Below are 26112 nucleotides of genomic sequence, written 5' to 3' on the forward strand. Positions count from 1 at the left end.
CGGGGCAATTCATGAATTGCCCCTACTTCATTAACTAATCAGGTTTAATTTTTCTACTCCGTTATTACATCTTACTAATTGGTTTTGTTTGATAAATGGGAATTTCAATAATAAATTCCGTTACTTTGCCAAGTTCAGAAACACAACGTAAATCACCTTTATGTTTATCTACCACAATTTGATAACAAATTGATAAACCTAAACCCGTACCTTTACCCACTGGTTTTGTCGTAAAGAAAGGATCGAATAACTTACTTTTATTTTCATTTGAGATTCCACAACCATTGTCTTTAATTTGAATTACGGCACGAGATTTATCTTCAGATAATTTGGTTTGAATTAGAATAGTTGGAACAAAGTTATGGTTCTCTTTTTGTTCTTTACTGCGAAATTTTTCTAAAGCATCGATCGCATTACTCAAAATATTCATAAACACCTGATTTAATTGTCCTGCATAACATTCTACTAATGGTAAATTTCCATATTCTTTAACTAAATTAATTGCCAAGTTAGCAGGTGTCTCTTTTAAACGATTTTGTAAAATTAATAAAGTACTATCTATTCCCTCATGAATATCCACATCTTTCATTTCTGCTTCATCAAAGCGAGAAAAATTGCGTAAAGATAGCACAATTTCTCTGATTCTATTTGCACCGATACTCATTGATGATTGAATTTTTCGCAAATCAGTTATCAAAAATTCTAAATCAATCTCTTCTTCCAATTCTTGGATTTCTGGTTCAGGATTAGGATACTTTTGTTGATACAATTCAATTAACCTTAAAAGTTCTTGTGTATAATCAGCAGCATGGGGTAAATTACCGTAAATAAAGTTGATCGGATTATTAATTTCGTGGGCTACACCTGCTACTAATTGTCCTAAACTAGACATTTTCTCTGTTTGAATTAACTTCGCTTGTGTTTCCTGTAAAGCTTGGTATGCTTTCGCTGATTTTTCCATTTCTTTTCGCAAGCGTCTTTCATTTACAGTTACTTGTCCTAATAAGTTATAAAAAGATATGGTTAATCTACCAATTTCATCTTCCCGATTCATTAATTCTTCACTTTGAGGACTAGCTTCTGCCAATAAATTACACTCATCCATAATAGGTTGTAACCGTCGATTTAACCCCCTGACAAAGAGAAATACTACTGCGGCTAAAACAGCTGAAGCGCCCATTGCTGCTAATAAAGTTCCCACGATTGAAAAGCGCAATAAAGGGCCAATTACTACCCATTTAGGTACCGAAGCTAATAAAATCCAATTATTATTAGCAATTTTTCGATAAGCCCAAAATTCCTGCTTACCTTCTTTGTTTTGCCAAGATATAATTCCCGTATTGTCAGCACCAGATTTAAGTTTTAAATTAATTTTTTCCCAAAGTTTGGCATAGTTACTAATTTTAGGAAATGGCTTTAAATCAAGTGCTAATTTAGGATTTGGTGGATAAGCAATTAAATTTCCTTTCGGACTCACTAGCACAAAATAACCAGAATCTCTCATTACAGGTTGGGATAATTTTTTGCTAACAAATCCCAATTCTAAGTCTAATGCCATTACTCCTAAAAGTTGTTTTTTGTTATTATAAAATGGTAGAGTATAACTGGTACTGACGAATATTTCTGGAGGATCGACAGTTGTTTCTTTATAGCGAACTGGTTCGATCCAAATTGGTTTACCTGCTTTGATGGGATCTCTAAAATAACTTTCTTGAAAATCCCCTGGTTCACTTTCGCCACCTTTGGCAATTACTTTACCACTTTTATCTCTAATTGCGAATGGATAGGCATATTTTCTTTCAGGAATAATCAACCGTTTTTCTGGTGGTTGCCCAAAACCTAGTCCAGTGCCTAATGGCGAAGTTTGCAAAGAACGTCGAATTAACTCAACATAGACAAATTCTCTTTTTTCCCCGGCTTGGTGCAGTGTTACTGCTGCATCAGCAACAAGTTTAGCAGTATTTTCAAAGGTTTTAAAATTACCTTCTAAGCTTTCGGCTTGCACTTCTAAACTAGAGAGTAATTCAGCTTTTGATTGTTTGACAAGTTCCTGGTAAAATAAATAGGAACCGCAAAGTAAACCGACTAATGTTCCACCCAAAACAGATAGAAACAGTTTCCAACCAACAGATTTTAATAAGGAAACTTTCTGAGGACGGGGGAGTGAAAAATTTAATAAGTTTGTTCGCATAATATCACCAATGAATGAGTGAATTTGATATTAGCAAAGGGTTGGTAAATTGTTGACGATCGCTCTCACTCCTAACTGGCTATACTCAAGTTTGTTTGTCCGATTATAGTAACAGTTGAGAATTGAGTCTATCTTAGCTTTTCCTTGAACGATCGCATTTACTTTATCAATATACTGAGAGTCGATTAACCCTTTTAAAGGCTGTTCTACCAAGTTAAAATATTCCATCGTTGCGGCAATTTTTCGATCCCATTCGGGATAAAATTGCAAAATATCATCAGGCATTACTTTAGTGCGGGAACAACCTTGTTCCGGCAAACAGTAAAAAGGTTCATCTAAATTTAGATAACCATAATCATCAGTTAACTCTTCTCCTGGGTAAATATCTCTCACTGCAACTTCAAATTTGTAAGGTGTACTCATACAACTAGAATTGAAGCTATGATTGACAAACTTAGCAATATCCCAACATAATATATACTTTCCTTCGCGATCGCGATAACAATACTTAAGTAACTTCTGTTGCAGCACAGTCTCTAAAGAATTTACATAGCTTTCATCAAACTTTTGATCTAACTCATCTAACACCCAAGTAATCGTACCTTGGGGAATAAACTTAGTAGCAAAAACTCCGTAACCTACATATTTATTTATATAGACAAGTTCTGTATCTGGATGAATCATATTTTTTAACCGAGTTTAAGAAGGCAGAAGGGTTGTGCAGTTGGTTTTTCAACTTTTTTAACTGATTAGTTATTTTTGCGGTGCTGCACTAGCAATATAACAATTGCAAAGTCCGATTAACTATTCTAGATAACCAGAAGATACTACTAATAGTAATCCTGGGGAAAATTTTAAACATTAAATAGAAATATAATGGCGAAAAAACTTAAAACTTCGTAATGGACTTACCACTGATATATCATTCTGACTACGTTGCGCCACTTCCAGAGGGACATCGTTTTCCCATGCCGAAATTTCGCCAACTCTACGAATTACTGTTAACAGATGGGATTGCCAAACCACAACAATTTCATACACCCAAACACCCTCCCTTAAAATGGATTGAATTAGTTCACACGCCAGAATACGTGCAAGCTTATTGTAAAGGCACGCTGGACAGCAAAGCGCAAAGGAGAATTGGATTACCTTGGAGTCCAGCTTTAGTTAATCGTACCTGCATTGCTGTAGGTGGCACCATTTTGACAGCCCAATTAGCATTAACTCATGGTTTAGCCTGCAACACTGCGGGAGGAACACATCATGCCTTTCCCAATTATGGATCTGGTTTTTGTATTTTTAACGATTTAGCCATAGCTGCCCGTGTTTTACAGAACATGGGATTAATTCAAAAAGTTTTAATTGTAGACTTAGATGTACATCAAGGAGATGGTACCGCCTTGATTTTTCAGGAAGACAAGAGTGTTTTCACCTTTTCTATGCACTGTGAAGTTAATTTTCCTGGTACTAAGCAAAAAAGTGACCTTGATGTTCCTTTACCAGAGGGAATGGAAGATGAGGCATATTTGCAAACTTTGGCGAGTTACTTGTCTGATTTACTGGGCGAAGTGAAGCCTGATTTAGTACTATATGATGCAGGTGTCGATACTCATTTAGCCGATCGCTTAGGTAAATTAGCCCTCACAGATACCGGAATTTATCGTCGGGAAATGCAAGTTTTAAGTACTTGTATCGCCAAAGGTTATCCCGTCGCTTGTGTCATCGGTGGCGGTTATGCTGACGATCTTAAAGGTTTAGTTTATCGTCATTCTTTACTTCATCGCGCTGCCAGCGAGACCTACCATCAGTATCATCTTTAATGCCAGACTAATGACAGAGGAGCAATTGAGCTTCCTTGTCGCTAAACTTACGTTAGAGCAGGTGATTAGTAACCTGTAAAGGATAAACCGTGCTGCTATCAAAAGGTTTTGAAGTTGAAATGTACACCGGGACTCCACAGGGAGATATTGTGGGTCTTTCCGATCGCATTGTGGCAGATTTAGACGGTTTTGTAAAAGAACCTGACAGCCGCAATGTTGAATATACTACCGCACCTTTATGGTGTTACGATCGCTTACTCTGTGCCCTCGTCCGTCCCAGACAGCGACTCCGTGCCTACTTACAACGTCTAGGGAATTATACGTTAATTCCTGGCAGTACCTTATCTTTGGGCGGAAGCGATCGTTTTTGGCGGTCCGATCCGCAAAACCCCTACCATACTTACATAGAAAACACCTACGGCACCAAAGTCGTCACTGCCAGCATTCACATCAACATTGGCATATCCCAACCAGAATTACTCATGCGGGCAATCCGCCTCATCCGCATGGAAGCGCCACTCATTCTCGCCCTTACCGCCTCTTCTCCCTTCCTCGACGGTCAAGTTACCGGATATCATTCTACCCGTTGGGGACTTTTCCCCAAAACACCCGCCCTCGTTCCCATTTTTGAAAGTCACGCCCACTTCATTCGTTGGACAGAGGAACAGTTAGCCAAGGGAACAATGCAAAACGTCCGTCACCTTTGGTCATCCATCCGTCCCAATGGTAACAATCGTCCCCACGACTTGAATCGTTTAGAGTTGCGAATTTGTGATTTAGTAGTAGATCCCATTGCCCTTTTAGCCATCACTGCCCTGTTAGAAGCCAGAATTTGGCAACTAATCCAAGATCCTACACTCGACCCTTTAGAAAAAAGCCAACTTTCCCCCGAAGATTTGGTCTTTCTCACCGATGCTAACGAAGCCGCTGCCGCTAAATCCAGTTTAGAAGCCCAACTCCGACATTGGTCAGACGGTCAACCAATTTTGGCAAGAGATTGGATCGAACAACTTTACCAAGAAGTTTGGCCTTTCGCTAAACAGCGGGGTTTTAGCTGTTTCCTCTCCCCCTTGAAAAAAATTCTCCGGGAAGGTAACACAGCCCAAAAGTGGTTAGCCCAAATCGATCGAGGTTTCAATCCTCGCCAAGTAATCGCCCAAGCTATCCAAACCACCATATCTCAAGAACAAGAATTAGAAGAAAAACTCTGTCAGATTTTAGTCGCCTAGTGGGGGAGACTGGGGTTAGGGGTTAAGGAAAAACTCTCTGCTTCAAGATCTCCTGCCCCAGTCCCCAGTCCCCAGTCCCCAGTCCCCAGTCCCCAGTCCCCCAAAAACTATCAGAATATTTAATCAATCGCTTGACCTTCTCTTTGATTAATAAAAACTATTAAATGAGACTAATTTGTTAGTAAAATTTGAAAAAGTAATATTTTATAGATTAGTGCGATCGCGCAAGCATTAACCCCTCATGGTGAAAGTGGTGTTGGTAAACCCCCAAATTCCCCCCAATACAGGCAATATTGCCCGAACTTGTGCTGCTACAGCTACAGAACTGCATTTGGTCGCGCCTTTGGGGTTTGAAATTAGCGATCGCTACCTGAAAAGAGCAGGTTTAGATTACTGGCCTTATGTAAAATTACACAATCACCAGTCATGGGAAGCATTTCTTGCCCTTCATCAACAATTTGGTGGACGATTAATTGGATTTACTACTTCCGGGCGATGCAGTTATTTAAAATTACACTTTCAATCCGATGACTGGTTATTGTTCGGTAGCGAAACTACAGGACTACCACCAAATATCTTGGCAATCTGCACAGAAACAGTTTACATTCCCATGTCCGAACGCGGTGTCCGTAGCTTAAACCTCTCCGTAAGCGTAGCCGCTGGCTTATTTGAAGCTAGGCGACAACTTGGTTATTTAGACTAACTAAATCCGCCTGAAGGTTTGCTCTATTAACTTTAAATAGACATATATTCATCCAGATATCAAAAATTATTTCTGTTACTACCGAGCAAACTGAACTTTTGATATAGGTTAAAACCATACCCTGCTTATCTTTCAATATAACAAATTATTTTTTATATAACAGAATAATATCAAGGAAATAACATAAGAAATTTATATTAATTTAGTCATTGTTTATCCGAGATCGACTTATAGAGATTATTCATTTTTGCCAAAGTGCTGTTCACAGAGGAGAAAGTTGTAGTAAATTTCTAGCTTGACTGTTTTACTTTGAGACAGAGATTTTAGCGCCCGGTTGCTCAACTCGGCATAGGCTCTCAAACTCGCCAAATGCAATATATATTCTCAGTTTGGCTCTCACCGTGCTATAAATCTATGAGCTAAATAAACAGCATCTACCACCTAAGTAGGCTTAATGATTTACAACCGATCGGGGTTTGCAAACATCTAGCGAAAATTTATTAAGTCTTGTAAGCTTGTCTAAATTCAAAAACCAAGGTACCCTTGCTTAAGCATCTTTACTGTCAGTGATCTGGATCAAAAAGCAAATGTGATACTAATCACAGGTTAGTAAAGTTTGACAAAGCATCCATCAGGGCAGTTAAACGCTAGTGAAAGTAGGAGGTCGTTTTTTGAAACGAGCATTGACGCATAAGACTAATCCCATCCCTGCCTGTGCAGCCGATGATTGCTCAATGGTGGGATCTTTAAAACCAATTCCACCAGAGGTAAACCGAAGAACCCGCACCTCTGCGGCGATGATTGGCTTAGCTATTTCAATGGGAGCGTCTAGTAGCGTCCTACTAACAAGTCAGGGAGACAGTGCGGTAGCTGCTGAACCAATAGCTAATGCTTCAGTATCAACAGTTACCACAACTATGACCGAGACAATGGGCTCTCAAGAGGTTAAATCGGTCACAGGAGAAGCACTAGAGCCAAAATTGCTGGCACATCAAGCCCAAGATTTCACTGATGTTGGCTCATCCCAAAATCGCAATATTGAGGGAAGCGAAAGCCAAAGTGTAACTACACAACCAGCAGTGGTTTCAGAAACACCTGACAGTGACACAGCTACAGCTAGTAGCGTGGATCAACTTTTGAAAGTCAAACAAGCGGTAGCACTCAATCGTCTGAAAGAGTCATCGAACCGCTTGCGAAACAGTCTGGCGGAGTGGAAGTCTGAGGAGTCTTCTATAAAGTCATCGGTGCCCGTCAGTGAACCTGCTGCACCAATAGTAATTTCTAGGCAATTACAGCCTATTGTTGAGTCATCTTCATCTGTAGAACCAGTTTCTCCCCAATGGCAAGCTCAGTTAGCGACTCTCAAGCCAGCAGAGGCAGTACAGCCAGCAGCCAAGGCGGAGTTAGGGCAACAGCTACAGGTAGAAGAGCCTACTGTTTCAGTAGTTTATCAAGTTAAACCAGGAGATACTATTGATGCGATCGCGCGGAGATATTCTATTTCCGTAGCTACTTTAGCCAAAGTCAACCAGCTAGCGAACCCCAATCGCATCCGAGTTTCCCAACAACTAAAAGTTCCACAAAACACTGTTAGTGCTTTACCAATTAGCACCCAACAGTTGAGTACAAACTCAGAATTTCAGCCAGTTTCACCTAATTTGGCTCCCGAAACTGGATTAAATAATTCAGCACCAAACTTACCAGTAGTTTCCGCTTTATTACCTCAACCAACCCGTGAAAATGCACCAGCAGACGTGACAGCAGCTGCATTTCCACTCACTCAAACCGGAACAGATGATATCCCAGGTTGGAATCTTTCTGTAGATGAGCCAGAAGTAGAAACCATTTCGGCTCCCGGAACCGGAAACAAATTCCTTTCTGCTAGCAAGCCAACTAAGGCGACTAATCAAGACAATTTATCGGCTCAAGCGCCAAATAATCAGTTGGTTTTAGCAGAAGATGTTCCCAATCAAGAGCCTGAGAATAAAACAAAACAGTATTCTAATCCCTACGTAGAGCGACTCCGGGCGGAAATTCTCCAACTTCGACAGCATGGACGGCAGCCAGCCAATAATCGTTGGTATGGCAGGACTGCAACACCACCAGCCGCTGACAGCAATAATTCAGCTGCTCAATTACGTGGCACAAACAGGTACCCAGTAAATCCTGATTTCCGGCCTAATCAATATAACCAAGCTCTACAAGCGGAAATTCAAAGACGTGCCCAAGAAGCGCCAGCTAACTTCCCGCGCACTTCTTACGGCATTCCACAAACTCAACCCACCAGACAACAAACGTTTGCTACAGCACCATTTGGGGCAGAACAATATCAGCCTTACAACCAAAACTTACCAGGTCAGACAGTAACTCCCGATCTACCACCGATCGAGAACCCATACTATAACTATCCCCAGCAGATGACTGGGTACATCTGGCCTGCCAGAGGAGTTCTTACCTCCGGTTATGGTTGGCGCTGGGGCAGAATGCACAGAGGGATTGATATTGCGGCTCCCACTGGAACGCCGATTTTTGCTTCGGCTCCTGGGGTCGTGGTTTACGCTCGTTGGAATTCTGGTGGTTACGGCAATTTAGTGCAGATTAGACACCCCGACGGTAGTCTGACTCGTTATGCTCACAACAGCCGTATTTTTGTCCAAGAAGGACAAATTGTTGAGCAAGGTCAAAATATTGCTGCTATGGGTAGCACCGGACGTAGCACTGGCCCTCACAGCCACTTTGAAATTCATCCAGATGGACAGAGAGCTGTTAACCCAATGGCTTTCTTACCCAGTCGTCGAGACGGCTAAATCCAAGTATGAGGTAGTTTGGTAATTCAGTTCTTTCTCAATTACCAACTACCTAATTTAAAAAATCTTTGCAATTTCTGAAAAGACTGTGTTATATTAACGAAAGTCATCAGTTAGGCTCAGTAGCTCAGTTGGTTAGAGCACGGGACTCATAAGCCTGGGGTCGTTGGTTCAAGTCCGACCTGAGCCATTTCAGAAGATAGATATATTACTGCTGTAGTTTGGTCATCTACCCCAAATCCTCCAAAAATTTGTAACCCTATCCGATCGCACAAAGCAATTTTTTCAAAGCTGCGATCGCGTGTAACCTCACTACTGTATCTTGATCGGACAACAAAGATTGCAAAGAATCTACCGCTTGGGGATCTGCTAATAAACCTAAACTATTAGCTAATTTTTGGCGAATTTCTGCAAAATTCATGGCTGGATGTGAGGATTTTAACAACTCAATTAAAACCTGCGTTGCTATTGGAATTAAATTAGCTGTTTGCACTTGACCTAAAACAGTGATTACTTCTTGCCAAATCAACAATTGAGAATCCATCTGTTGAGCGGAAGCAGCAAAATCTTGTTCAAAAACTTGCTTTAAATAGGCGATCGCTTGGGGAGTTTCCACCCAACCCAAAGACCGAATTGCTTGTAATTGTAGAGGTAAAGGTGTTACAGATGATTGGCACACAGAAAACAAAGCATCAGCAGCTTCATCAGTACCCAAACGTCCTAAAGCGATCGCACTTTGTTGGCAAACCTCAATATTAAAATCCCACAAAAAAGGCTTTAAAACCTTGACCAAATTTAACCGATCTTTTAGATCGCTGCGAACACCCAAAGCAATTACCGCTTCTTTTCGTACAGTCGCCGCTACATCTTTTAAAGCAGCTAAAAGCACAGGCAAAACTAGCGGATCGTGAAAACTACCCAAAGCTTCAATTGCCGTTGCCCTAACTAAAACTTTTGCATCATTAACCACAGATAATAAAGGAGTAATTGTTTCCTTACTGCGAATATGGGCAAGTCCTCGCACTGCTAAAATTCGCCATTCTTCTCGATCTAATAAATCTGATAAAGCAGTAATTGCATTTTTTCCTTGATTAGCTAAAGCTGTCGTTGCCATTACGCTTAATTCTTCACTTTCCGCACTTTTCAATAAATCAACCAAAGCAGAAATTGCATCTGCGTCATTAAATTCTCCCAAAATTCTGGCAGCGAACCAACGCAACTCCTCATCCGCTTCTTCATCTTCTAAAATTTTGATTAAAGGTGCGATCGCCTGTTTACCCAAACTCGGAAAAAACTTCGCCACATCCCAGCGATCCTGAAAATCTCCCCAATTTAAAATCTCTAAAGCCCAATCAAGAATCTGCTGCTGATGATTTGCTACTAAACTCTTTGAGTGTAGCAAATGTTGTAAGCATTGGTTTAACAATGACCAATTTTCTTGTTCTGCTGCGATCGTTGCTTTGGCTAAAAAATCCAACTTCCCAAACTCCCTTTTAATTGCTAACAATTATGCTTCAAATTGAGTTATTGGCAATATTGAGAAACATCTTCGCCACATTCATCTGCCAAAAAGCATAAAGCCCGAAAACGCAATTCCATTAATTGAGTGTAAAACGGATTCAGCTTACAAAGTGCGGGAATATGAAATAAAGTTTGTCCTAATAATTTTACATCTCGCTCAAATAGACAATGCGCTGGAATTAATCGGCATAAAAAGCGGGCAATTTTTGCTTCTTTGACCTGTAAAGATTCTAACCAATGTGAAACAGGCTGCAACAATTTACCGAAAAATTGCTGACTTGAATAGAAACCAGAATTCTCAAAAGTACCAGAACGTAACATGAAATCTTTTCCCTAGTCCCTCTACCCTCACGGTAAGTCACCTATCTGGGAAGTTTTGTATAGGTTGTTACGCTAGTTTACGATCGATGTAATTAACGAATCATACTTATTTGATATTTGCATGGAGAGAGCGATCGCCAATTTGCAATGTAAAAAAAGCATCTTATCAATGTAAAAGTTTCATTTTGTAAGAAATTTTGTAAATATTGATACGAAAATTCATATTTAGCCCGGATAGCTTATTAACATCGAACAGTCAATCAAAGACAACATTGCTTAACAAATTTGTTGCCGCAGATCTCTAATAAATATGAGGACTAAAACCGAGATAATTAACTAAAGGAAGAGAAAATGGTAGTTACAGCCACAGAAACGGCAAGTCTGAACAAATTTGAAAAAATTAAGTCCGAAAAAGATGGTTTAGCCGTTAAAGCTCAACTAGAAGACTTTGCCAAAATTGGCTGGGAAGCAATGGAGGAAGGCGATCGAGACTATCGGCTGAAATGGTTAGGAATATTTTTCCGTCCGGTTACGCCTGGTAAATTTATGTTAAGATTGCGCTTGCCTCACGGCATCATTAGTGCAGTGCAAATGCGTGTTCTTGCGGAGATCGTACAGCGCTATGGTAGTGACGGTAACGCCGACATTACTACTAGGCAAAACCTGCAACTGCGGGGAATTCGCTTAGAAGACATCCCGGAAATTTTCCAAAAACTGAAAAGTGTCGGCTTGACAAGCGTACAATCAGGGATGGATAATGTTCGCAATATCACTGGTTCGCCCGTAGCCGGAATCGATGCAGAGGAACTGTTCGATACTAGGGAATTAGTCCAGCAAGTGCAGGACATGATTACCAACAAAGGCGAGGGGAACCCCGAATTTACCAACTTACCTCGGAAGTTCAATATTGCGATCGCCGGATGTCGGGACAACTCGGTTCATGCCGAAATCAACGATATCGCCTTTATTCCGGCATTTTCGGGAGAAACATTTGGTTTTAACGTCTTAGTCGGCGGTTTCTTCTCAGCCAAACGTTGCGACGCAGCAATTCCTCTAAATGCTTGGGTGACACCCGCAGAAGTTGTTTCCTTGTGTCGGGCAATTTTGGAAGTTTTCCGCGACAATGGACTTCGCGCCAACCGTCAAAAAGCCCGATTAATGTGGTTAATTGACGAATGGGGAATTAACAAATTTCGTAGCGAAGTGGAAAAACAACTGGGAAAAACCCTGAAATCAGCTGCACCAAAAGACGAAATTATCTGGGAAAAACGCGATCGAATCGGAGTTTATCGCCAAAAACAACCAGGATTAAATTACGTTGGGCTACACATTCCCGTCGGGCGACTTTTTGCCCAAGATATGTTAGAAATTGCCCGAATTGCAGAAGTTTATGGCAAAGGAGAAATCCGCCTCACAGTTGAACAAAACATCATTATTCCTCACATTAACGATGCTTGTTTAGCAGCATTTTTAACCGAACCCATCAACGAAAAATTTGCGATCGATCCTACACCATTAACTAGGGCATTAGTTTCCTGTACTGGGGCGCAGTTTTGTAACTTCGCACTCATTGAAACCAAAAACCGTGCAGTTGAGTTAATCCAAGAATTAGAAACAGAATTAACTCTCTCTAAACCAGTGCGAATTCATTGGACAGGTTGCCCAAATTCCTGCGGACAACCTCAAGTCGCCGACATCGGTTTAATGGGGACAAAAGTTAGAAAGAACGGTCAAACCTTAGAAGGTGTAGATATTTACATGGGTGGCAAAGTCGGTAAAGATGCCCGCTTAGGAACTTGCATCAGAAAAAGTGTTCCTTGTGAAGACTTAAAACCCGTATTGCGCGAGTTATTAATTAAACACTTTGATGCCGAAATTAAGCCAGAATTTGCCAAATAAATTCTCATTCTGCATCTTAAATTACCAAACTTCCTAGCAACAATTATTAAAATTATCTAAATTTTGCTAGCCCGGAGTTTGCCATGAAAAAATTTCCTCACTCTCACTCAGATCATTACCGGAGTTAAAGCAAATGTCCAAGTATTCCAGAAGAAAATTCTTATTCACCGCAGGAATTACCGCTGCCGGAACTTTATTAGTACATGGTTGTACTTCTGGCACAAATAACGCTGCCAATACCAATACCACAGCAAACACTAACACAACTACTAATTCTTCCCCCAGTGCAGTACCAGCAGTAAACGTAAATTCTGCTGATACACCAGAAGTTACAACTGCTAAATTAGGATTTATTGCTTTAACTGATTCCGCACCTTTAATTATTGCCAAAGAAAAGGGATTTTTCGACAAGTATGGCATGAAAGATGTGGAAGTTCTCAAACAAGCATCTTGGCCTGTAACTCGCGATAATTTAGAGACAGGATCTGCCAATGGAGGGATTGACGGAGCGCATATTTTAACCCCAATGCCTTACTTTATGACTTTGGGGCAAACCAAAACTAAACAGCCAACCCCAATGTATATTTTGGCGCGGTTAAATACTAACGGACAAGCGATTTCTATTGCTAACAATTACAAAGAGTTTAAAGTTGGTTTAGATAGCAAAGGGTTAAAAGATGCCTTCAGCAAAGCCAAATCTACTGGGAAAAATGACCTGAAAGCGGCGATGACTTTTCCCGGTGGAACTCACGATCTTTGGATGCGTTATTGGTTAGCTGCTGGTGGTATTAATCCCGATCGCGATATTTCCGTAATTCCTGTGCCACCACCACAAATGGTAGCTAACATGAAAACTGGAAATATGGAAACTTTTTGCGTAGGTGAACCTTGGAACGCACAATTAATTAACCAAGGTTTAGGTTACAGTGCATTAGTAACAGGTGAATTGTGGAAAGATCACCCAGAAAAAGCTTTTGCGATGCGTCAAGATTGGGTAGATAAAAACCCCAAAGCAGCAAAAGCATTATTAATGGCAGTTTTGGAAGCCCAACAATGGTGCGATAAGGCAGAAAACAAAGAGGAAATGTGCCAAATTATTTCTCAGAAGAAGTGGACTGGCGTACCTGCAAAAGATATTATTGAACGTTCCAAGGGAAATATTGATTACGGCGATGGTCGTCCAGTGGTGCAAAACAGTCCGTTGTTAATGAAATTCTGGGCTGATAATGCTTCTTATCCTTACAAGAGTCATGATTTGTGGTTCTTAACTGAGAATATTCGCTGGGGTTATATTCCGGCTGATACTAATACTAAGCAATTAATTGATAAAGTGAACCGCGAAGATTTGTGGAAAGAAGCAGCAAAAGCGATCGCAGTTCCCGAAGCCCAAATTCCTACTAGTACCTCTCGCGGAATTGAAACATTCTTTGATGGTGTGAAATTCGATCCAGAAAATCCTCAAGAATACTTGACGAATCTCAAAATTAAGAAAACTGCTTAATCGTTGATTTCGGTAATGGGTAATCAAAGCACACCCATTACCAACTACCAACTACCAACTACCAACTACCAACTACCCAATCACAGGAAACAGCATGACATCCAGAACTAACGGTACAATTTATCGCCGCCCCTCCCAAAATAGCTTTACTAAATTTTGGCGCAAGAATTCAAATAAAATTATTCGTCCACTGGTTGCAATTATCGTTTTTCTAGTAATTTGGCAACTCCTTTGTCCTCTCGGTTCCAAAGGATTACCAGGGCCAATTCAAGTTTTCAATGAGACATTTAATCCTTACATTATTAATCCTTTTTTTGATAATGGCGGTACCGACAAAGGGTTAGGATTACAAATAATTGCCAGCTTACAACGGGTAGCGATCGGCTTTTCTTTATCTGCTATTGTTGGCGTTTTTGTCGGGATTGTCGTTGGCGCAAATAAATTCCTCTACGAAGCTGTAGACCCGATTTTTCAAGTTTTGCGTACCATTCCGCCTCTAGCTTGGTTGCCGATCGCGTTAGCTGCAATTAACCAAAACGAACCTTCCGCGATTTTCGTGATTTTTATTACTTCAATTTGGCCGATTATTCTTAACACAATGGTTGGCGTTCAACAATTACCCCAAGATTACAGAAACGTCGCCAGAGTTTTACAACTATCGGGTTTCGACTACTTTTTAAACGTACTGTTTCCGGCAACAGTTCCTTACATTTTCACAGGTTTAAGAATTGGCATTGGTTTATCTTGGTTAGCGATCGTTGCCGCAGAAATGTTAGTCGGTGGCGTAGGAATTGGCTTTTTCATCTGGGATGCTTACAACAATTCGCAAATTAGCCAACTGATTTTAGCCTTAATTTATGTAGGCATCGTCGGCTTGTTACTAGATAGATTCGTTGCCTACATCGCGTCAATTGTAGTTCCAGCAGAACAGAAATAAGAAGGCAGAAGGCAGAAGGGAGAAAGTAAAATTCCCCTTGTCTTCTTGTCCCCTTGTCCCCCAGTCCCCAGTCCCTAGTCCCCAATACCCAATCCCCAATCACTATGTCAGTATTTGTTGAAGTAGATCACGTCGATCGGATTTTTCCCCTATCCAATGGTGGTAGCTATATCGCCTTAAAAAACATCGAATTAAAAATTAAACAGGGCGAATTTATTTCTTTAATTGGACATTCTGGTTGTGGTAAATCTACCCTATTAAATATGATTGCCGGGTTAGATCGTCCTACGAAAGGCGGCATCATTTTAGAAGGGCGAGAAGTTACAAAACCAGGGCCCGATCGCATGGTAGTATTTCAAAATTATTCCTTGCTACCTTGGCTAACTGTGCGGCAAAATATCGCCCTGGCAGTGAACAAAGTTTTAAAAGATAAAAGTGCGGTTGAACGGAAAGAAATTGTTCAACATCACATTGATTTAGTAAGTTTAAGAAATGCCGCAGATAAACGTCCCGGTGAATTATCTGGAGGGATGAAACAACGAGTTGCGATCGCCCGTGCCCTCGCAATTCGCCCGAAATTACTATTATTAGATGAACCCTTTGGCGCTTTAGATGCTTTAACTAGGGGTGGCTTGCAAGAACAGTTAATGCAGATTTGTGAAGAAAGCCACGTTACCTGTGTAATGGTAACTCATGATGTGGATGAAGCTTTGTTGTTGTCCGATCGCATTGTGATGTTAACTAATGGGCCAGAATCCCACATTGGGCAAATTTTAGAAGTACCAATTCCCCGTCCTCGCCATCGGTTAGAAGTCGTAAATCATCCCAATTACTACTCGATGCGAAACGAAATGATTTACTTCTTAAATCAACAGAAACGGGATAAAAGACGTAAAGCCAAACAGCCAGAAAAAGCAGCATTACCTGCTTCCGGTAAAGCATTTATTTCTAGTAATGGTTTAGAAAAAACCACCTTAGAAATTGGCTTTATTCCCTTAACAGATTGTGCGCCGTTAGTAGTTGCCCAAGAAAAAGGTTTCTTCAAAAAACATGGATTTGAAGAAGTAAAATTAGTCAGAGAACCTAGTTGGAAAGCGATCGCCCAAGGCGTTGCTACTCGCCGTTTAGATGCAGCCCAAATGGTTGCCGGAATGCCTTTAGCAATGACTTTAGGAAGCGGCGAAACAGGAGTACCAATTGTTACTGCTTTAGTTCTCAGTCGCAATGGTAATGCTATTACATTGAAGAAAAGTTTTTATGACCAAGGAGTAAGAACTTTAGCACATTTAAAAGAAGCGATCGCAGAAACTCCCCAAAAAAGTCATGTTATGGGTATGGTGCATAATGCTTCTATGCACAACTTAATTCTGCGTTATTGGTTAGCTTCCGGTGGCATCGATCCTGACTTAGACATGACTTTAACTGTCATTACTCCACCACAAATGGTTGCTAATTTGAAAGCGGGAAATATTGACGGTTATTGTGTGGGCGAACCTTGGAATTCTCGCGCAGTTCACGAAAAAGTGGGTTATGTAATTGCCACTGATTTAGATATTTGGGCAGGACATCCAGAGAAAGTTTTAGGAATGCGTGAAGACTGGGTAAATCAAAATCCTCAGACTCACATTGCTTTAGTTAAAGCTTTGTTAGAAGCTTGTGAATATTGTGACGATCGCCGCAACCGCGAAGAAATTTTAGGCTTAATTTGTCGCCCTCAATATGTTGGTTCTGCATTAGAATATACCCGCCCCGGTTTCTTAACCGCTTACAATAAAGGCACAGATGAACCAGCGCAACTTTTACCCAGGTTTAATCAATTTCACTTCGATAATACCAACTGTCCGGGAAGAGTTGAAGGGCTATGGATTCTCACTCAATTAGCCCGTTGGGGTATCACTCCTTTCCCGAAAAATTGGATTGAAATTTTAGAAAGAGTGCGTCGAGTTGACTTATTTGGTGAAGCGGCGCGTCAATTAGGATTACCGGATATTGAACCCGATCGCCAAAGTTTTGAATTGTTCGATCGCATGGTGTTTAATCCTGACGATCCGATCGGTTATTTACAACGCCTGACAATTCACCGAGAAATCCGAGTTCAAGAAATTATTCTTGATGATTCTCGATCCGAAGCAGCTTAAATCGTCATTGGTTATTAGTTAATAATTATGACAAATAGCAAATGACAAATGACAAATAACAAATGACAAATAACAACCATGCAAACAGTCAACAACAGTAGCATTCAAATTCAAGAAACAATCACTCGCGAACCTTTTTTGGTGATTGATGGAGTTTCCAAAAGTTACCCTACTCCTAATGGGTTGTATCCGGTTTTAGAAAATGTTAACTTCACCGTTTATGAAGGAGAATTTGTCTGCGTTATCGGTCACTCCGGTTGCGGCAAATCAACTTTATTAAACATGGTTTCTGGTTTTAACAAACCAACTGAAGGCGAAGTTAGACTGCGGGGAAATTTAATTACAAAACCAGGGCCCGATCGCATGATGGTTTTCCAAAATTACGCCCTTTTGCCTTGGAAAACAGCTTACGAAAATGTTTATTTGGCAGTAAAAACCGCTTTTCCGAACAAATCTAAAGCGGAGAAACATGAAATTGTTGAGGAACATTTGGCGATGGTGGGATTAACCGAAGCTGCCCACAAACGCCCGAATCAACTATCAGGTGGAATGAAGCAAAGAGTTGCGATCGCCCGCGCTTTAGCTATCCGCCCTGAAATCCTAATTTTAGACGAACCTTTCGGCGCTTTGGATGCAATTACTAAGGAAGAATTGCAAGAAGAATTATTGAGTATTTGGCGAGATCATCGCACTACCGTATTGATGATTACCCATGATATTGATGAGGCGTTGTTCCTTGCCGATCGCCTAGTCATGATGACAAATGGCCCTGCTGCCAACATTGGCGAAGTGATGGATATTCCTTTTCCTCGCCCACGCGATCGCGCCCAAATCATGGAAGACCCCCAATATTACGAATTGCGGAACTACGCCCTCGACTTCCTCTTCCGGCGTTTTGCCCACGTTGAGTAGGGACTGGGGATTGGGGATTGGGGATTGGGGATTGGGGATTGGGGACTAGGGGAAGTTCATTAACCCAAAACACGATCGGGATTTATGGATTTACATGATGTTCAAGATTAATCAACAAATCTGGTCAATCTGTAAATCTGGTCAATCCTGGTCTAACTTTCTCCTTAACTGAGATCTTGCACCAAGAGGCAGAGCCTCCATTACTCGTTTACTCGTTCCCAGGTTCAACCTGGGAACGAGGATTTGGGAGGTTCCACCTCCTTTGAGTGCAAGATCTCAGTTAACTGAAAACTCACCCAGTCCCCAGTCCCCAATCCCCTATCCCCAAATCATGTAGAAACAGCATTTTATTCATGCAACATATTCATTAAGATAGCTTTTTTGTTACTAAAGATACCGTTTACCTCTGTTCATTCCCTAAACTTAAGAACATAAGGCTAGGAAATCACAGAAATCGATGAAATATAGCGGGTTTTAAACAGAAGGAGAAGTTTTACAAAATTAAATAAATCTTTCTCTAACTCAACAGTTTTTTTATCCTTTATTTATGAAATATCTTGTCACCAAAAGAAACGTTCTGTCTAAAGATAGATTTACTAAACAGAAGCTAGAAAATTGTAACAAAATCTACAAAATAAGCCTGATTAACCGAATAGCATAAAACGAAAATAGTGTGTTAATAATCACGGTTTTAATTAACAGATTTGCAGATAAATAAAGGAATTAAATGGAGGAATAACTGATGACAAGTACTGTCACGCCACCAACAACAAATACTCAGAATAAGTTTGAAAAATTCAAAGCAGAAAAAGACGGTTTAGCAGTCAAGGAACAATTAGAAGAATTTGCCCGAATTGGTTGGGAAGCGATCGATGAAACCGATCGCGAACATCGCTTAAAATGGCTGGGAATCTTCTTCCGTCCTGTTACTCCCGGCAAATTCATGATGCGTTTGCGCTTACCAAACGGGATTATTAACAGCGATCAAATGCGGGTTTTAGGCGAAATTGTCCAACGTTATGGTAGCGATGGAAATGCTGATATTACTACCAGACAAAATCTGCAATTACGGGGAATTCGGATTGAAGATGTACCAGATATTTTCCGCAAAATGAAAGCCGTTGGTTTAACTAGCGTGCAGTCAGGAATGGATAACGTTCGTAACATTACTGGATCGCCTGTTGCAGGGATTGATGGTGATGAATTGTTCGACACCAGAGAACTTTGCTTCCAAGTGCAAGACATGATTACTAATCATGGTGAAGGTAATTCTGAGTTTACGAATTTGCCTCGGAAGTTTAATATTGCGATCGCCGGATGTAGAGACAATTCCATTCACGCCGAAATCAACGACATTGCCTTCATTCCCGCATTTTTAAACGGAACTTTTGGCTTCAATATATTAGTTGGTGGTTTCTTTTCTGCCAAACGTTGCGATGCTGCGATTCCCTTAAATGCTTGGGTTCCTCCTTCTGATGTTGTCGCATTATGCAGAGCAATTTTAGAAGTTTTTCGCGACAAAGGTTTACGCGCCAATCGGCAAAAAGCCCGATTAATGTGGTTAATTGATGAAATCGGTTTAGGGCAATTTCGCACTGAAGTAGTAAACCGACTGGGAAAACCCCTCGCAGAAGCAGCACCTAAAGACGAAATTGAGTGGGAAAAACGCGATCACATTGGCGTTTACAAACAAAAACAACCAGGATTAAACTTCGTTGGTTTACATATTCCCATCGGGCGTTTGTTTGCCCCTGATATGTTTGAAATTGCCAGAATCGCAGATGTTTATGGCAATGGAGAAATTCGCCTCACAGTTGAAGAAAATCTGCTTATTCCCAATATTCCAGATGACAAATTGCAGGGATTTTTAGCCGAACCAATTCTGCAAAAATTTAGCATCGATCCTACACCTTTAAATCGGGCATTAGTTTCTTGTACCGGAGCACAATTCTGCGGTTTTGCCTTGATTGAAACTAAAAATCGCGCCTTAGCAATGATTAAGGAATTGGATGCTGAATTAACAATAACTAAACCAGTGAGAATTCATTGGACTGGTTGCCCAAATTCTTGCGGACAACCCCAAGTTGCTGACATTGGTTTGATGGGAACGAAAGTTAGAAAAGATGGGAAAACTGTCGAAGGTGTTGACCTTTATATGGGCGGAAAAGTTGGTAAAGATGCCCATTTAGGAACTTGTGTAAGAAAAGGCATTCCTTGTGCAGATTTGAAACCACTGTTGCGAGAAATTCTGATCGAAAAATTTGCGGCTATACCCAAAGAAGGCATACCAACAACAACCGATCGTTCTGCCGAAATTGAAGTCAAAGAACAGAAAGTTACCATCACCTTTGATGAAGAAACTGATGCTCAAGGTGTTAAAGTACCAAAGGTAAAAAGATCTGAACCTGTTCAACCAACGGTGATTTCTTTCGCTAAATCAGGTAAGGAAGTTAATGCTAGTAGCGAACAATCTATCTTAGAAGTAGCTGAAGCGGAAGGTATTGAAATTCCTAGCAATTGTCGATCGGGAAATTGTGGCACTTGCAAACAAAAACTGCGGCTAGGTGAAGTCGAATACCAAAGCGAACCTAATGCTTTAAGTGATAGCGAAAAAGAGCAAGGTTTTATCTTAACCTGCATTTCTCACCCCGTTGGGAGGGTAGCGATCGATGCTTAAGCAATTCTAGCTTTTCATATTTAGATTTTCGATTTATTCACTTTCAATGAAATCGAAAATCACTAAACATTGCGTTCTTGTTTTAGGAAGGTTTAAATGTTAAATGAATTGTGGTCATTTCGCGGAAGATACCGAATTTTGCACTTGACTTGGTTTGCCTTCTTTCTTTCCTTTGTGGTGTGGTTTAACTTCGCTCCATTTTCCACAGCAGTTAAAGAATCTTTGGGTTTAAATGTAGGACAAATCAAAACTTTAGCTATTTGTAACGTAGCTCTCACAGTGCCAGCCCGAATTATTATCGGTATGGTATTAGATAAATATGGGCCGAGAATTACTTACTCTTTGCTGTTAATTTATGCAGCGATTCCTTGTTTAATGTTTGCCTTCGCTCAAGACTTTAATAGTTTAGTAATTAGCCGTTTATTACTAAGTATTGTCGGTGCGGGTTTTGTAATTGGAATTCGCATGGTAGCTGAATGGTTTCCGCCGAAAGAAATTGGTTTAGCTGAAGGAATTTATGGCGGTTGGGGAAACTTTGGTTCAGCAGCAGCGGCGTTTACTTTGCCGACAATTGCCACAGTTGCTTCCGTAATGGCAGCAGGTCAAATTAATTGGCGATTTGCGATCGCACTAACCGGAATCATCGCTGCTGTTTACGGCGCATTTTACTACTTCAACGTTCAAGATACTCCCACTGGAAAAGTTTATCAACGTCCCAAAAAACACGGCGGCATTGAAGTTACCACCAAAAAAGATTTCTGGTTTTTGATGGTAATGAATATTCCTCTTTCTGGGATTCTCGCTGTTCTAGCTTGGCGCTTAAATATAGTCGGTTTCTTCAACCAAACCCAACTTTATATTGCTTGGTTTTTACTATTTTGTTTGTGCGCTTTCCAAGCCTATAAATGCTGGGAAGTGAACAAAGAATTAGTGACAGGTAAAAAACGCTATCCCGCAGAAGATCGTTACGAATTTTCTCAAGTAGCATTGTTAGAACTGACTTATTTTGTTAACTTCGGTTCTGAATTAGCAGTAGTTTCAATGCTACCAACATTCTTTGAAAATACCTTTACTTTAGATAAAATATTGGCTGGTGCGATCGCCTCTTCTTATGCTTTCATGAACTTAGTAGCACGTCCCGGTGGTGGCTTAATTTCCGATACCCTTGGTAGCCGCAGAATAACCATGACTGTAATCACAGGCTGCATGGGAATTGGTTATCTATTATTTGGCGGAGTTACTAGTAGTTGGTGGTTGCCATTTGCCATTTTGTTAGTAATGCTTTGTTCATTCTTTGTGCAAGCTGGAGAAGGTTCGACATTTGCTATTGTTCCCTTAGTAAAACGCCGAGTTACAGGACAAATTGCCGGAAACGTTGGTGCTTATGGAAACGTCGGCGCAGTCGCTTATTTAACTCTCTTCAGCTTGCTACCTGAAGGACAAATAGGAAACACAATTTTCTTCCAAACATTGGGAATTTGCGCTTTAATTGTTACCTTCCTTTGTTGGTTTTTCCTCAAAGAACCCAAAGGTTCCTTCTCTGCACATCATGAAGGCGAAACAGCAGAAACAGAAACGCAAAAACCTAGTCTTTCTTCCAGATTAGCTTACGAACAAGAACCAAGGGAATAAAAGTGATTTGGGATTGGCGATCGAAGTAAACAAAGGGGAAATTTAAAATAATTATTTCCCCAATCCCTAATCCCTAAGAAATGTTAGCAACAAGGTTTAAATAGATTTATGACTGACTCAACAAAAACACTTTGTCCATATTGCGGTGTAGGTTGTGGTTTAGAAGTTTCTCCACCAGCGCAACCAGGAAAACCTGTAAATAGAGACAGTCAAGGATCTCCAATTTGGAAAGTACAAGGCGATCGCAATCACCCTTCAAGTCAAGGCATGGTATGTGTAAAAGGTGCAACAATTGCCGAATCTTTAAACAAAGACCGCCTACTTTATCCGATGATGCGAGAAACTTTAGATCGACCTTTTCGCCGTGTAACTTGGGATGAAGCACTCAATGCCATAGTTAACAAAATTCAAACAGTTCGCTACACTCAAGGCGCAGATTCTATCTGTATGTACGGTTCTGGGCAATTCCAAACTGAAGATTATTATGTTGCCCAAAAACTCATGAAAGGCTGTCTCGGTACTAACAATTTTGATGCCAATTCTCGCCTTTGTATGTCCTCAGCAGTATCGGGATATATTCAAAGTTTTGGTGCAGATGGCCCGCCCTGTTGTTATGATGATTTAGAATTAACTGATTGCGCGTTTTTAATTGGCACAAATACCGCCGAATGTCATCCAATTATATTTAACAGATTGCGGAAATATCACAAAAAAAATAGCGGAAAAGTGAAAATGATTGTCGTCGATCCCCGTCGCACAACTACCGCAGAAGCCGCAGATTTGCACTTAGCAATTAAACCGGGAACTGATATCGATTTAATGAATGGAATTGCCTATTTATTGTTACGTTGGGGTTATATCGACCACCAATTTATCGATGAATGTACGGCAAATTTTCCCGCTTATGCTGAAGTAATTAGCCATTATCCTCCCGAATATGTTGCGAAAAAATGCGGGATTAAACAGGAAGATTTAGAAACTGCTGCTCGTTACTGGGGACAGTCAAAAAGTGTGTTGTCGATGTGGTCAATGGGTGTTAATCAATCTTCGGAAGGGACAGCTAAAGTTCAAACGATTAATAACTTACATTTGATGACTGGACAAATCGGAAAACCAGGATCAGGGCCTTTTTCTTTGACTGGTCAACCTAATGCGATGGGAGGTAGAGAAGCTGGCGGTTTATGTCACATTTTACCCGGTTATCGCCTGGTAAAAAATCCTCAACATCGTGCCGAAGTAGAAGAATTTTGGGGACTTCCGCCCGGAAGAATTGCGGCTAAACCCGGTCGGACTGCTTGGGGAATGATCGAGGGTTTAGAGACTGGTGAAGTGGGATTTTTATGGATTGCGGCAACAAATCCAGCGGTGAGTATGCCAGATTTGGAAAGGGTGAAAAAGGCTTTGTTACGATCGCCCTTCACCGTCTATCAAGATGCTTATTATCCAACAGAAACTACAGCTTATGCCCATGTTTTATTACCCGCTGCCCAGTGGAGTGAAAAAACAGGAACGATGACAAATTCGGAACGGCGAGTTACACTTTGTTCGGCGTTTCGCGATCGTCCAGGAGAAACAAAAGCCGACTGGGAAATCTTCGCAGAAGTTGGCAGACTTTTAGGTTTTACCGAACAATTTAAATTTGCTAACTCAGCAGAAGTTTTCGCTGAATTTGCCCAATTAACCAAAGGGCGACCTTGCGACATGACAGGGTTAAGTCACGCCAAATTATCCACCCAAGGCGCTCAACAATGGCCCTGTCCCGCTGATGGTAATTTATTAGAAGGCGCACCCGCAAGACTTTACACCGACAACCGTTTCCACACCCCCGACGGACTTGCCCGCTTTGCCGCATACCACTCTCGCGGATTAGCCGAACCACCAGACCCAGATTTTCCCTTCGTTTTAACAGTAGGAAGACTTTACGGACATTGGCACACCCAAACCCGCACGGGAAGAATTGATAAAATTACCCAAATGCACCCTAATCCCTTCATCGAAATTCATCCTCGCGATGCTGCAAAATTGGGGATTCAAGATGAAGAATTAGTCGAAGTGCTCAGTCGGCGCGGAGTCGCCCGTTTTCCTGCTAAAGTCACCCAAGCAATTTCCCCCGGAACAGTCTTCGTCCCGATGCACTGGGGCGCACTTTGGGCAAAAGACGCAGAAGCCAACGTTTTAACCCATCCTGAAGCTTGTCCGATTTCCTTTGAACCAGAATTAAAAGCCTGTGCCGTACAATTAGCGAAGGTTACAGCAGATAATATTTCTGGCGATACTTTACTGATCTCCCCGAAATCTAGTATGCTTTCACCGTTACCTTCTGTGTGAAGCAGACGTAAACAATGGGATTTTTCAGAGATTTATCTAAACAAGCGAAACGAATAAGTGACGATCGGGAGTTTCTAGGTTTTATTAAAGTTATAGAAAGCCTAGTCTCCAAAGTCCTCTCCTTGGCAATGATAGCAGTGATTTTAGTTTCAGTTGTAGACTTAATTGTTTATTTATGGCAAGACTTATTTTTTCAACAACCAGTAGGTTTTTTTACGACCACTGTTATTAAGATATTTGGGTTTTTTCTGAATATTTTAATCGCTTTAGAATTGTTAGATAATATTACAGCATACCTGAAAAATCACGCCGTTCAGGTTGAATTAGTTATTATCACTTCTTTAGTAGCGGTAGCTAGAAAAATTATTATTTTGGATTTAGAAAAAGTTGATGGATTAGAATTGATTGGTTTGGCGATCGCCATTTTAGCTTTATCAATTAGTTATTTAATCGTTCGCTTTACAAATAAAAGTTCTCACCATGACCACCACTAAATTCTTTCAATTCGAGGCAGATTTTGTTAATACTTTGCGTTGTATTCCAATGGTAGTGAGGTATAAATTGGATACTTGCGGAATCAAGTTAAAATTATCTCATTGGAATCATTTTAATTTAGCAGAAAGAGAAGCATTGGTAGATTTACCTTGCACAACTGCGAGTGAAATTAAAACCTATCAAGAATTTCTCCAGCAATTAGTAACTAAACAAACTGGAGCACCCGCTTCCGAATTACCAATTGAAGAAAATCCTGCTTGGATGGATAATAAAAACATTCCTTCTGAGGTGTTAGAAAAAGCTAAGGAAGTAGGGGTAGATATTGCGATCGAACAATGGGAAAGTTTATCACCTGTACAGCGTTTTGCTTTAATTAAACTTAGCCGTCCCAGTCATGAAAATCACAACTTTTTGCCAGCAATGAAAGAGTTTAAATTGATTTAGGGACTGGGGACTGGGGACTAGGGATTGGGGACTGGGATTTTTTATATAAATTAAACAGGTTACTTTAATTCTGATTCTGTTTGTTCTCCAGGGAAAAATTCTTTTTCTAGTATCTGCTCTAAATTGTAACAGCATTCTTGAGGAAAAAAACCTTCATCTAAGGAAGTTTCGCGACTAGCTAAATCCAGCGCATCGCTATAACTTTCGAGTACAGCATCGTGCAAGTAAGGTTTTAAGCTAGGACTCTCTTTTATAAGTTGTTTAATTTGATAACGTTGTTCGTAAATAGTATTTGAGCAACTTTTAGAACGCTTACTTGGTTGATACTCCCACTTTAGCAAATGTCCGATTAAAACTCTTAAACGGTTCCTCAATTCCCGGCGGTCTTGTTTCCCCAAAGATTCTATTTCCTCAGCTAAATTCGGAAGGTCTAAATTATCCAGCACACCATCTCGCAAAAACTTAGCTTGTTCAACAGTCCAAGCATAGAAATCTGTTTCATATAAATCCGAAGATTTAGAGATACTTAATTGCGGTGGGTTCATATAATTAGGTTT

Annotated in this window: 19 protein-coding genes and 1 tRNA gene; 15 read left to right on the forward strand and 5 right to left on the reverse strand. The window is 40.6% G+C overall.

The genetic code is table 11. The annotated features are described in order from the left end of the window. Positions 1 to 64 precede the first annotated feature (64 nt). Together ACE1CA_RS00400 and ACE1CA_RS00405 are read right to left on the reverse strand one after the other, a co-directional pair. Positions 65 to 2191 carry a sensor histidine kinase gene (locus tag ACE1CA_RS00400; protein WP_413276960.1) on the reverse strand — a complete coding sequence of 709 codons (2127 nt, stop codon included), beginning with the start codon at positions 2189 to 2191 and terminating at the stop codon, positions 65 to 67. A 30-nt stretch (positions 2192 to 2221) separates the two neighbouring features. Beyond that, positions 2222 to 2875, reverse strand: a complete 654-nt coding sequence (locus ACE1CA_RS00405; protein ID WP_413276961.1) for an SET domain-containing protein — start codon at positions 2873 to 2875, stop codon at positions 2222 to 2224. 218 nt (positions 2876 to 3093) lie between these two features. Here ACE1CA_RS00405 and ACE1CA_RS00410 point away from each other — a divergent pair, with 218 nt between their 5' ends. From ACE1CA_RS00410 to ACE1CA_RS00430, 5 genes are all read left to right on the forward strand, one after another. Beyond that, positions 3094 to 4011, forward strand: coding sequence for a histone deacetylase family protein (locus tag ACE1CA_RS00410; RefSeq protein ID WP_413276962.1), 918 nt, complete (start codon positions 3094 to 3096; stop codon positions 4009 to 4011). 89 nt (positions 4012 to 4100) lie between these two features. Beyond that, positions 4101 to 5240, forward strand: coding sequence for a glutamate--cysteine ligase (gene gshA, locus ACE1CA_RS00415; RefSeq protein ID WP_413276963.1), 1140 nt, complete (start codon positions 4101 to 4103; stop codon positions 5238 to 5240). 241 nt (positions 5241 to 5481) lie between these two features. After that, positions 5482 to 5943, forward strand: a complete 462-nt coding sequence (locus ACE1CA_RS00420; RefSeq protein WP_413276964.1) for a tRNA (cytidine(34)-2'-O)-methyltransferase — start codon at positions 5482 to 5484, stop codon at positions 5941 to 5943. Between the two features lie 671 nt (positions 5944 to 6614). After that, complete coding sequence (locus ACE1CA_RS00425) at positions 6615 to 8750, forward strand: peptidoglycan DD-metalloendopeptidase family protein (protein WP_413276965.1); 2136 nt, start codon at positions 6615 to 6617, stop codon at positions 8748 to 8750. Between the two features lie 116 nt (positions 8751 to 8866). After that, positions 8867 to 8940: transfer RNA gene (locus tag ACE1CA_RS00430), tRNA-Met, on the forward strand. A gap of 69 nt (positions 8941 to 9009) precedes the next feature. Here ACE1CA_RS00430 and ACE1CA_RS00435 read toward each other — a convergent pair. After that, positions 9010 to 10227 (reverse strand): HEAT repeat domain-containing protein, encoded by a 1218-nt coding sequence (locus tag ACE1CA_RS00435; protein ID WP_413276966.1) that lies wholly within the window; start codon positions 10225 to 10227, stop codon positions 9010 to 9012. A gap of 47 nt (positions 10228 to 10274) precedes the next feature. Continuing rightward, complete coding sequence (locus ACE1CA_RS00440; RefSeq protein WP_413276967.1) at positions 10275 to 10592, reverse strand: Mo-dependent nitrogenase C-terminal domain-containing protein; 318 nt, start codon at positions 10590 to 10592, stop codon at positions 10275 to 10277. Positions 10593 to 10943: 351 nt separating this feature from the next. On the opposite strand from ACE1CA_RS00440, the gene ACE1CA_RS00445 reads away from it, so the two are divergent. The 10 genes from ACE1CA_RS00445 (at position 10944) to ACE1CA_RS00490 (ending at position 25555) form a co-directional block, all read left to right on the forward strand. After that, positions 10944 to 12491, forward strand: coding sequence for a ferredoxin--nitrite reductase (locus tag ACE1CA_RS00445; protein ID WP_413276968.1), 1548 nt, complete (start codon positions 10944 to 10946; stop codon positions 12489 to 12491). A gap of 133 nt (positions 12492 to 12624) precedes the next feature. Next, on the forward strand, positions 12625 to 13992 hold the full coding sequence (locus tag ACE1CA_RS00450) for a CmpA/NrtA family ABC transporter substrate-binding protein (RefSeq protein WP_413276969.1): 1368 nt from the start codon (positions 12625 to 12627) through the stop codon (positions 13990 to 13992). A gap of 94 nt (positions 13993 to 14086) precedes the next feature. Beyond that, a complete protein-coding gene (ntrB, locus tag ACE1CA_RS00455; protein ID WP_413276970.1) occupies positions 14087 to 14929 on the forward strand; it encodes a nitrate ABC transporter permease in 843 nt (280 codons plus the stop codon). 104 nt (positions 14930 to 15033) lie between these two features. Further along, on the forward strand, positions 15034 to 17067 hold the full coding sequence (locus ACE1CA_RS00460; RefSeq protein WP_413276971.1) for a nitrate ABC transporter ATP-binding protein: 2034 nt from the start codon (positions 15034 to 15036) through the stop codon (positions 17065 to 17067). A 78-nt stretch (positions 17068 to 17145) separates the two neighbouring features. Continuing rightward, positions 17146 to 17979 carry an ABC transporter ATP-binding protein gene (locus tag ACE1CA_RS00465; protein WP_413276972.1) on the forward strand — a complete coding sequence of 278 codons (834 nt, stop codon included), beginning with the start codon at positions 17146 to 17148 and terminating at the stop codon, positions 17977 to 17979. A 742-nt stretch (positions 17980 to 18721) separates the two neighbouring features. After that, on the forward strand, positions 18722 to 20656 hold the full coding sequence (locus ACE1CA_RS00470; RefSeq protein ID WP_486517602.1) for a ferredoxin--nitrite reductase: 1935 nt from the start codon (positions 18722 to 18724) through the stop codon (positions 20654 to 20656). A gap of 96 nt (positions 20657 to 20752) precedes the next feature. Continuing rightward, positions 20753 to 22288 carry an MFS transporter gene (locus ACE1CA_RS00475; RefSeq protein ID WP_413276973.1) on the forward strand — a complete coding sequence of 512 codons (1536 nt, stop codon included), beginning with the start codon at positions 20753 to 20755 and terminating at the stop codon, positions 22286 to 22288. A 108-nt stretch (positions 22289 to 22396) separates the two neighbouring features. Next, positions 22397 to 24616: a molybdopterin oxidoreductase family protein gene (locus tag ACE1CA_RS00480; RefSeq protein ID WP_413276974.1), complete on the forward strand. Its 2220-nt coding sequence runs from the start codon at positions 22397 to 22399 to the stop codon at positions 24614 to 24616. Between the two features lie 14 nt (positions 24617 to 24630). Beyond that, entirely contained in the window at positions 24631 to 25110 is a 480-nt protein-coding gene (locus ACE1CA_RS00485) for a phosphate-starvation-inducible PsiE family protein (RefSeq protein WP_413276975.1), read from the forward strand. Next, positions 25097 to 25555, forward strand: coding sequence for a nitrate reductase associated protein (locus tag ACE1CA_RS00490; protein ID WP_413276976.1), 459 nt, complete (start codon positions 25097 to 25099; stop codon positions 25553 to 25555). Before ACE1CA_RS00485 ends, ACE1CA_RS00490 begins: the two co-directional genes overlap by 14 nt. Before the next feature lie 59 nt (positions 25556 to 25614). Here the strand turns inward: ACE1CA_RS00490 and ACE1CA_RS00495 are convergent, their stop codons facing one another. Further along, positions 25615 to 26100: a DUF29 domain-containing protein gene (locus tag ACE1CA_RS00495; RefSeq protein ID WP_413276977.1), complete on the reverse strand. Its 486-nt coding sequence runs from the start codon at positions 26098 to 26100 to the stop codon at positions 25615 to 25617. Positions 26101 to 26112 lie beyond the last annotated feature (12 nt).

Source organism: Floridaenema evergladense BLCC-F167 (genome assembly GCF_041929205.2).
In the GTDB taxonomy this organism is placed as follows: domain Bacteria; phylum Cyanobacteriota; class Cyanobacteriia; order Cyanobacteriales; family Aerosakkonemataceae; genus Floridanema; species Floridanema evergladense.

Bases quoted from the DNA above. Each gene is read 5' to 3' on its own strand.
- ACE1CA_RS00400 (WP_413276960.1), bottom strand. From the start codon at position 2,191: ATGCGAACAAACTTATTAAATTTTTCACTCCCCCGTCCTCAGAAAGTT.
- ACE1CA_RS00405 (WP_413276961.1), bottom strand. From the start codon at position 2,875: ATGATTCATCCAGATACAGAACTTGTCTATATAAATAAATATGTAGGT.
- ACE1CA_RS00410 (WP_413276962.1), top strand. From the start codon at position 3,094: ATGGACTTACCACTGATATATCATTCTGACTACGTTGCGCCACTTCCA.
- ACE1CA_RS00420 (WP_413276964.1), top strand. From the start codon at position 5,482: ATGGTGAAAGTGGTGTTGGTAAACCCCCAAATTCCCCCCAATACAGGC.
- ACE1CA_RS00440 (WP_413276967.1), bottom strand. From the start codon at position 10,592: ATGTTACGTTCTGGTACTTTTGAGAATTCTGGTTTCTATTCAAGTCAG.
- ACE1CA_RS00445 (WP_413276968.1), top strand. From the start codon at position 10,944: ATGGTAGTTACAGCCACAGAAACGGCAAGTCTGAACAAATTTGAAAAA.
- ACE1CA_RS00450 (WP_413276969.1), top strand. From the start codon at position 12,625: ATGTCCAAGTATTCCAGAAGAAAATTCTTATTCACCGCAGGAATTACC.
- ntrB (WP_413276970.1), top strand. From the start codon at position 14,087: ATGACATCCAGAACTAACGGTACAATTTATCGCCGCCCCTCCCAAAAT.
- ACE1CA_RS00460 (WP_413276971.1), top strand. From the start codon at position 15,034: ATGTCAGTATTTGTTGAAGTAGATCACGTCGATCGGATTTTTCCCCTA.
- ACE1CA_RS00465 (WP_413276972.1), top strand. From the start codon at position 17,146: ATGCAAACAGTCAACAACAGTAGCATTCAAATTCAAGAAACAATCACT.
- ACE1CA_RS00470 (WP_486517602.1), top strand. From the start codon at position 18,722: ATGACAAGTACTGTCACGCCACCAACAACAAATACTCAGAATAAGTTT.
- ACE1CA_RS00475 (WP_413276973.1), top strand. From the start codon at position 20,753: ATGTTAAATGAATTGTGGTCATTTCGCGGAAGATACCGAATTTTGCAC.
- ACE1CA_RS00480 (WP_413276974.1), top strand. From the start codon at position 22,397: ATGACTGACTCAACAAAAACACTTTGTCCATATTGCGGTGTAGGTTGT.
- ACE1CA_RS00485 (WP_413276975.1), top strand. From the start codon at position 24,631: ATGGGATTTTTCAGAGATTTATCTAAACAAGCGAAACGAATAAGTGAC.
- ACE1CA_RS00490 (WP_413276976.1), top strand. From the start codon at position 25,097: ATGACCACCACTAAATTCTTTCAATTCGAGGCAGATTTTGTTAATACT.
- ACE1CA_RS00495 (WP_413276977.1), bottom strand. From the start codon at position 26,100: ATGAACCCACCGCAATTAAGTATCTCTAAATCTTCGGATTTATATGAA.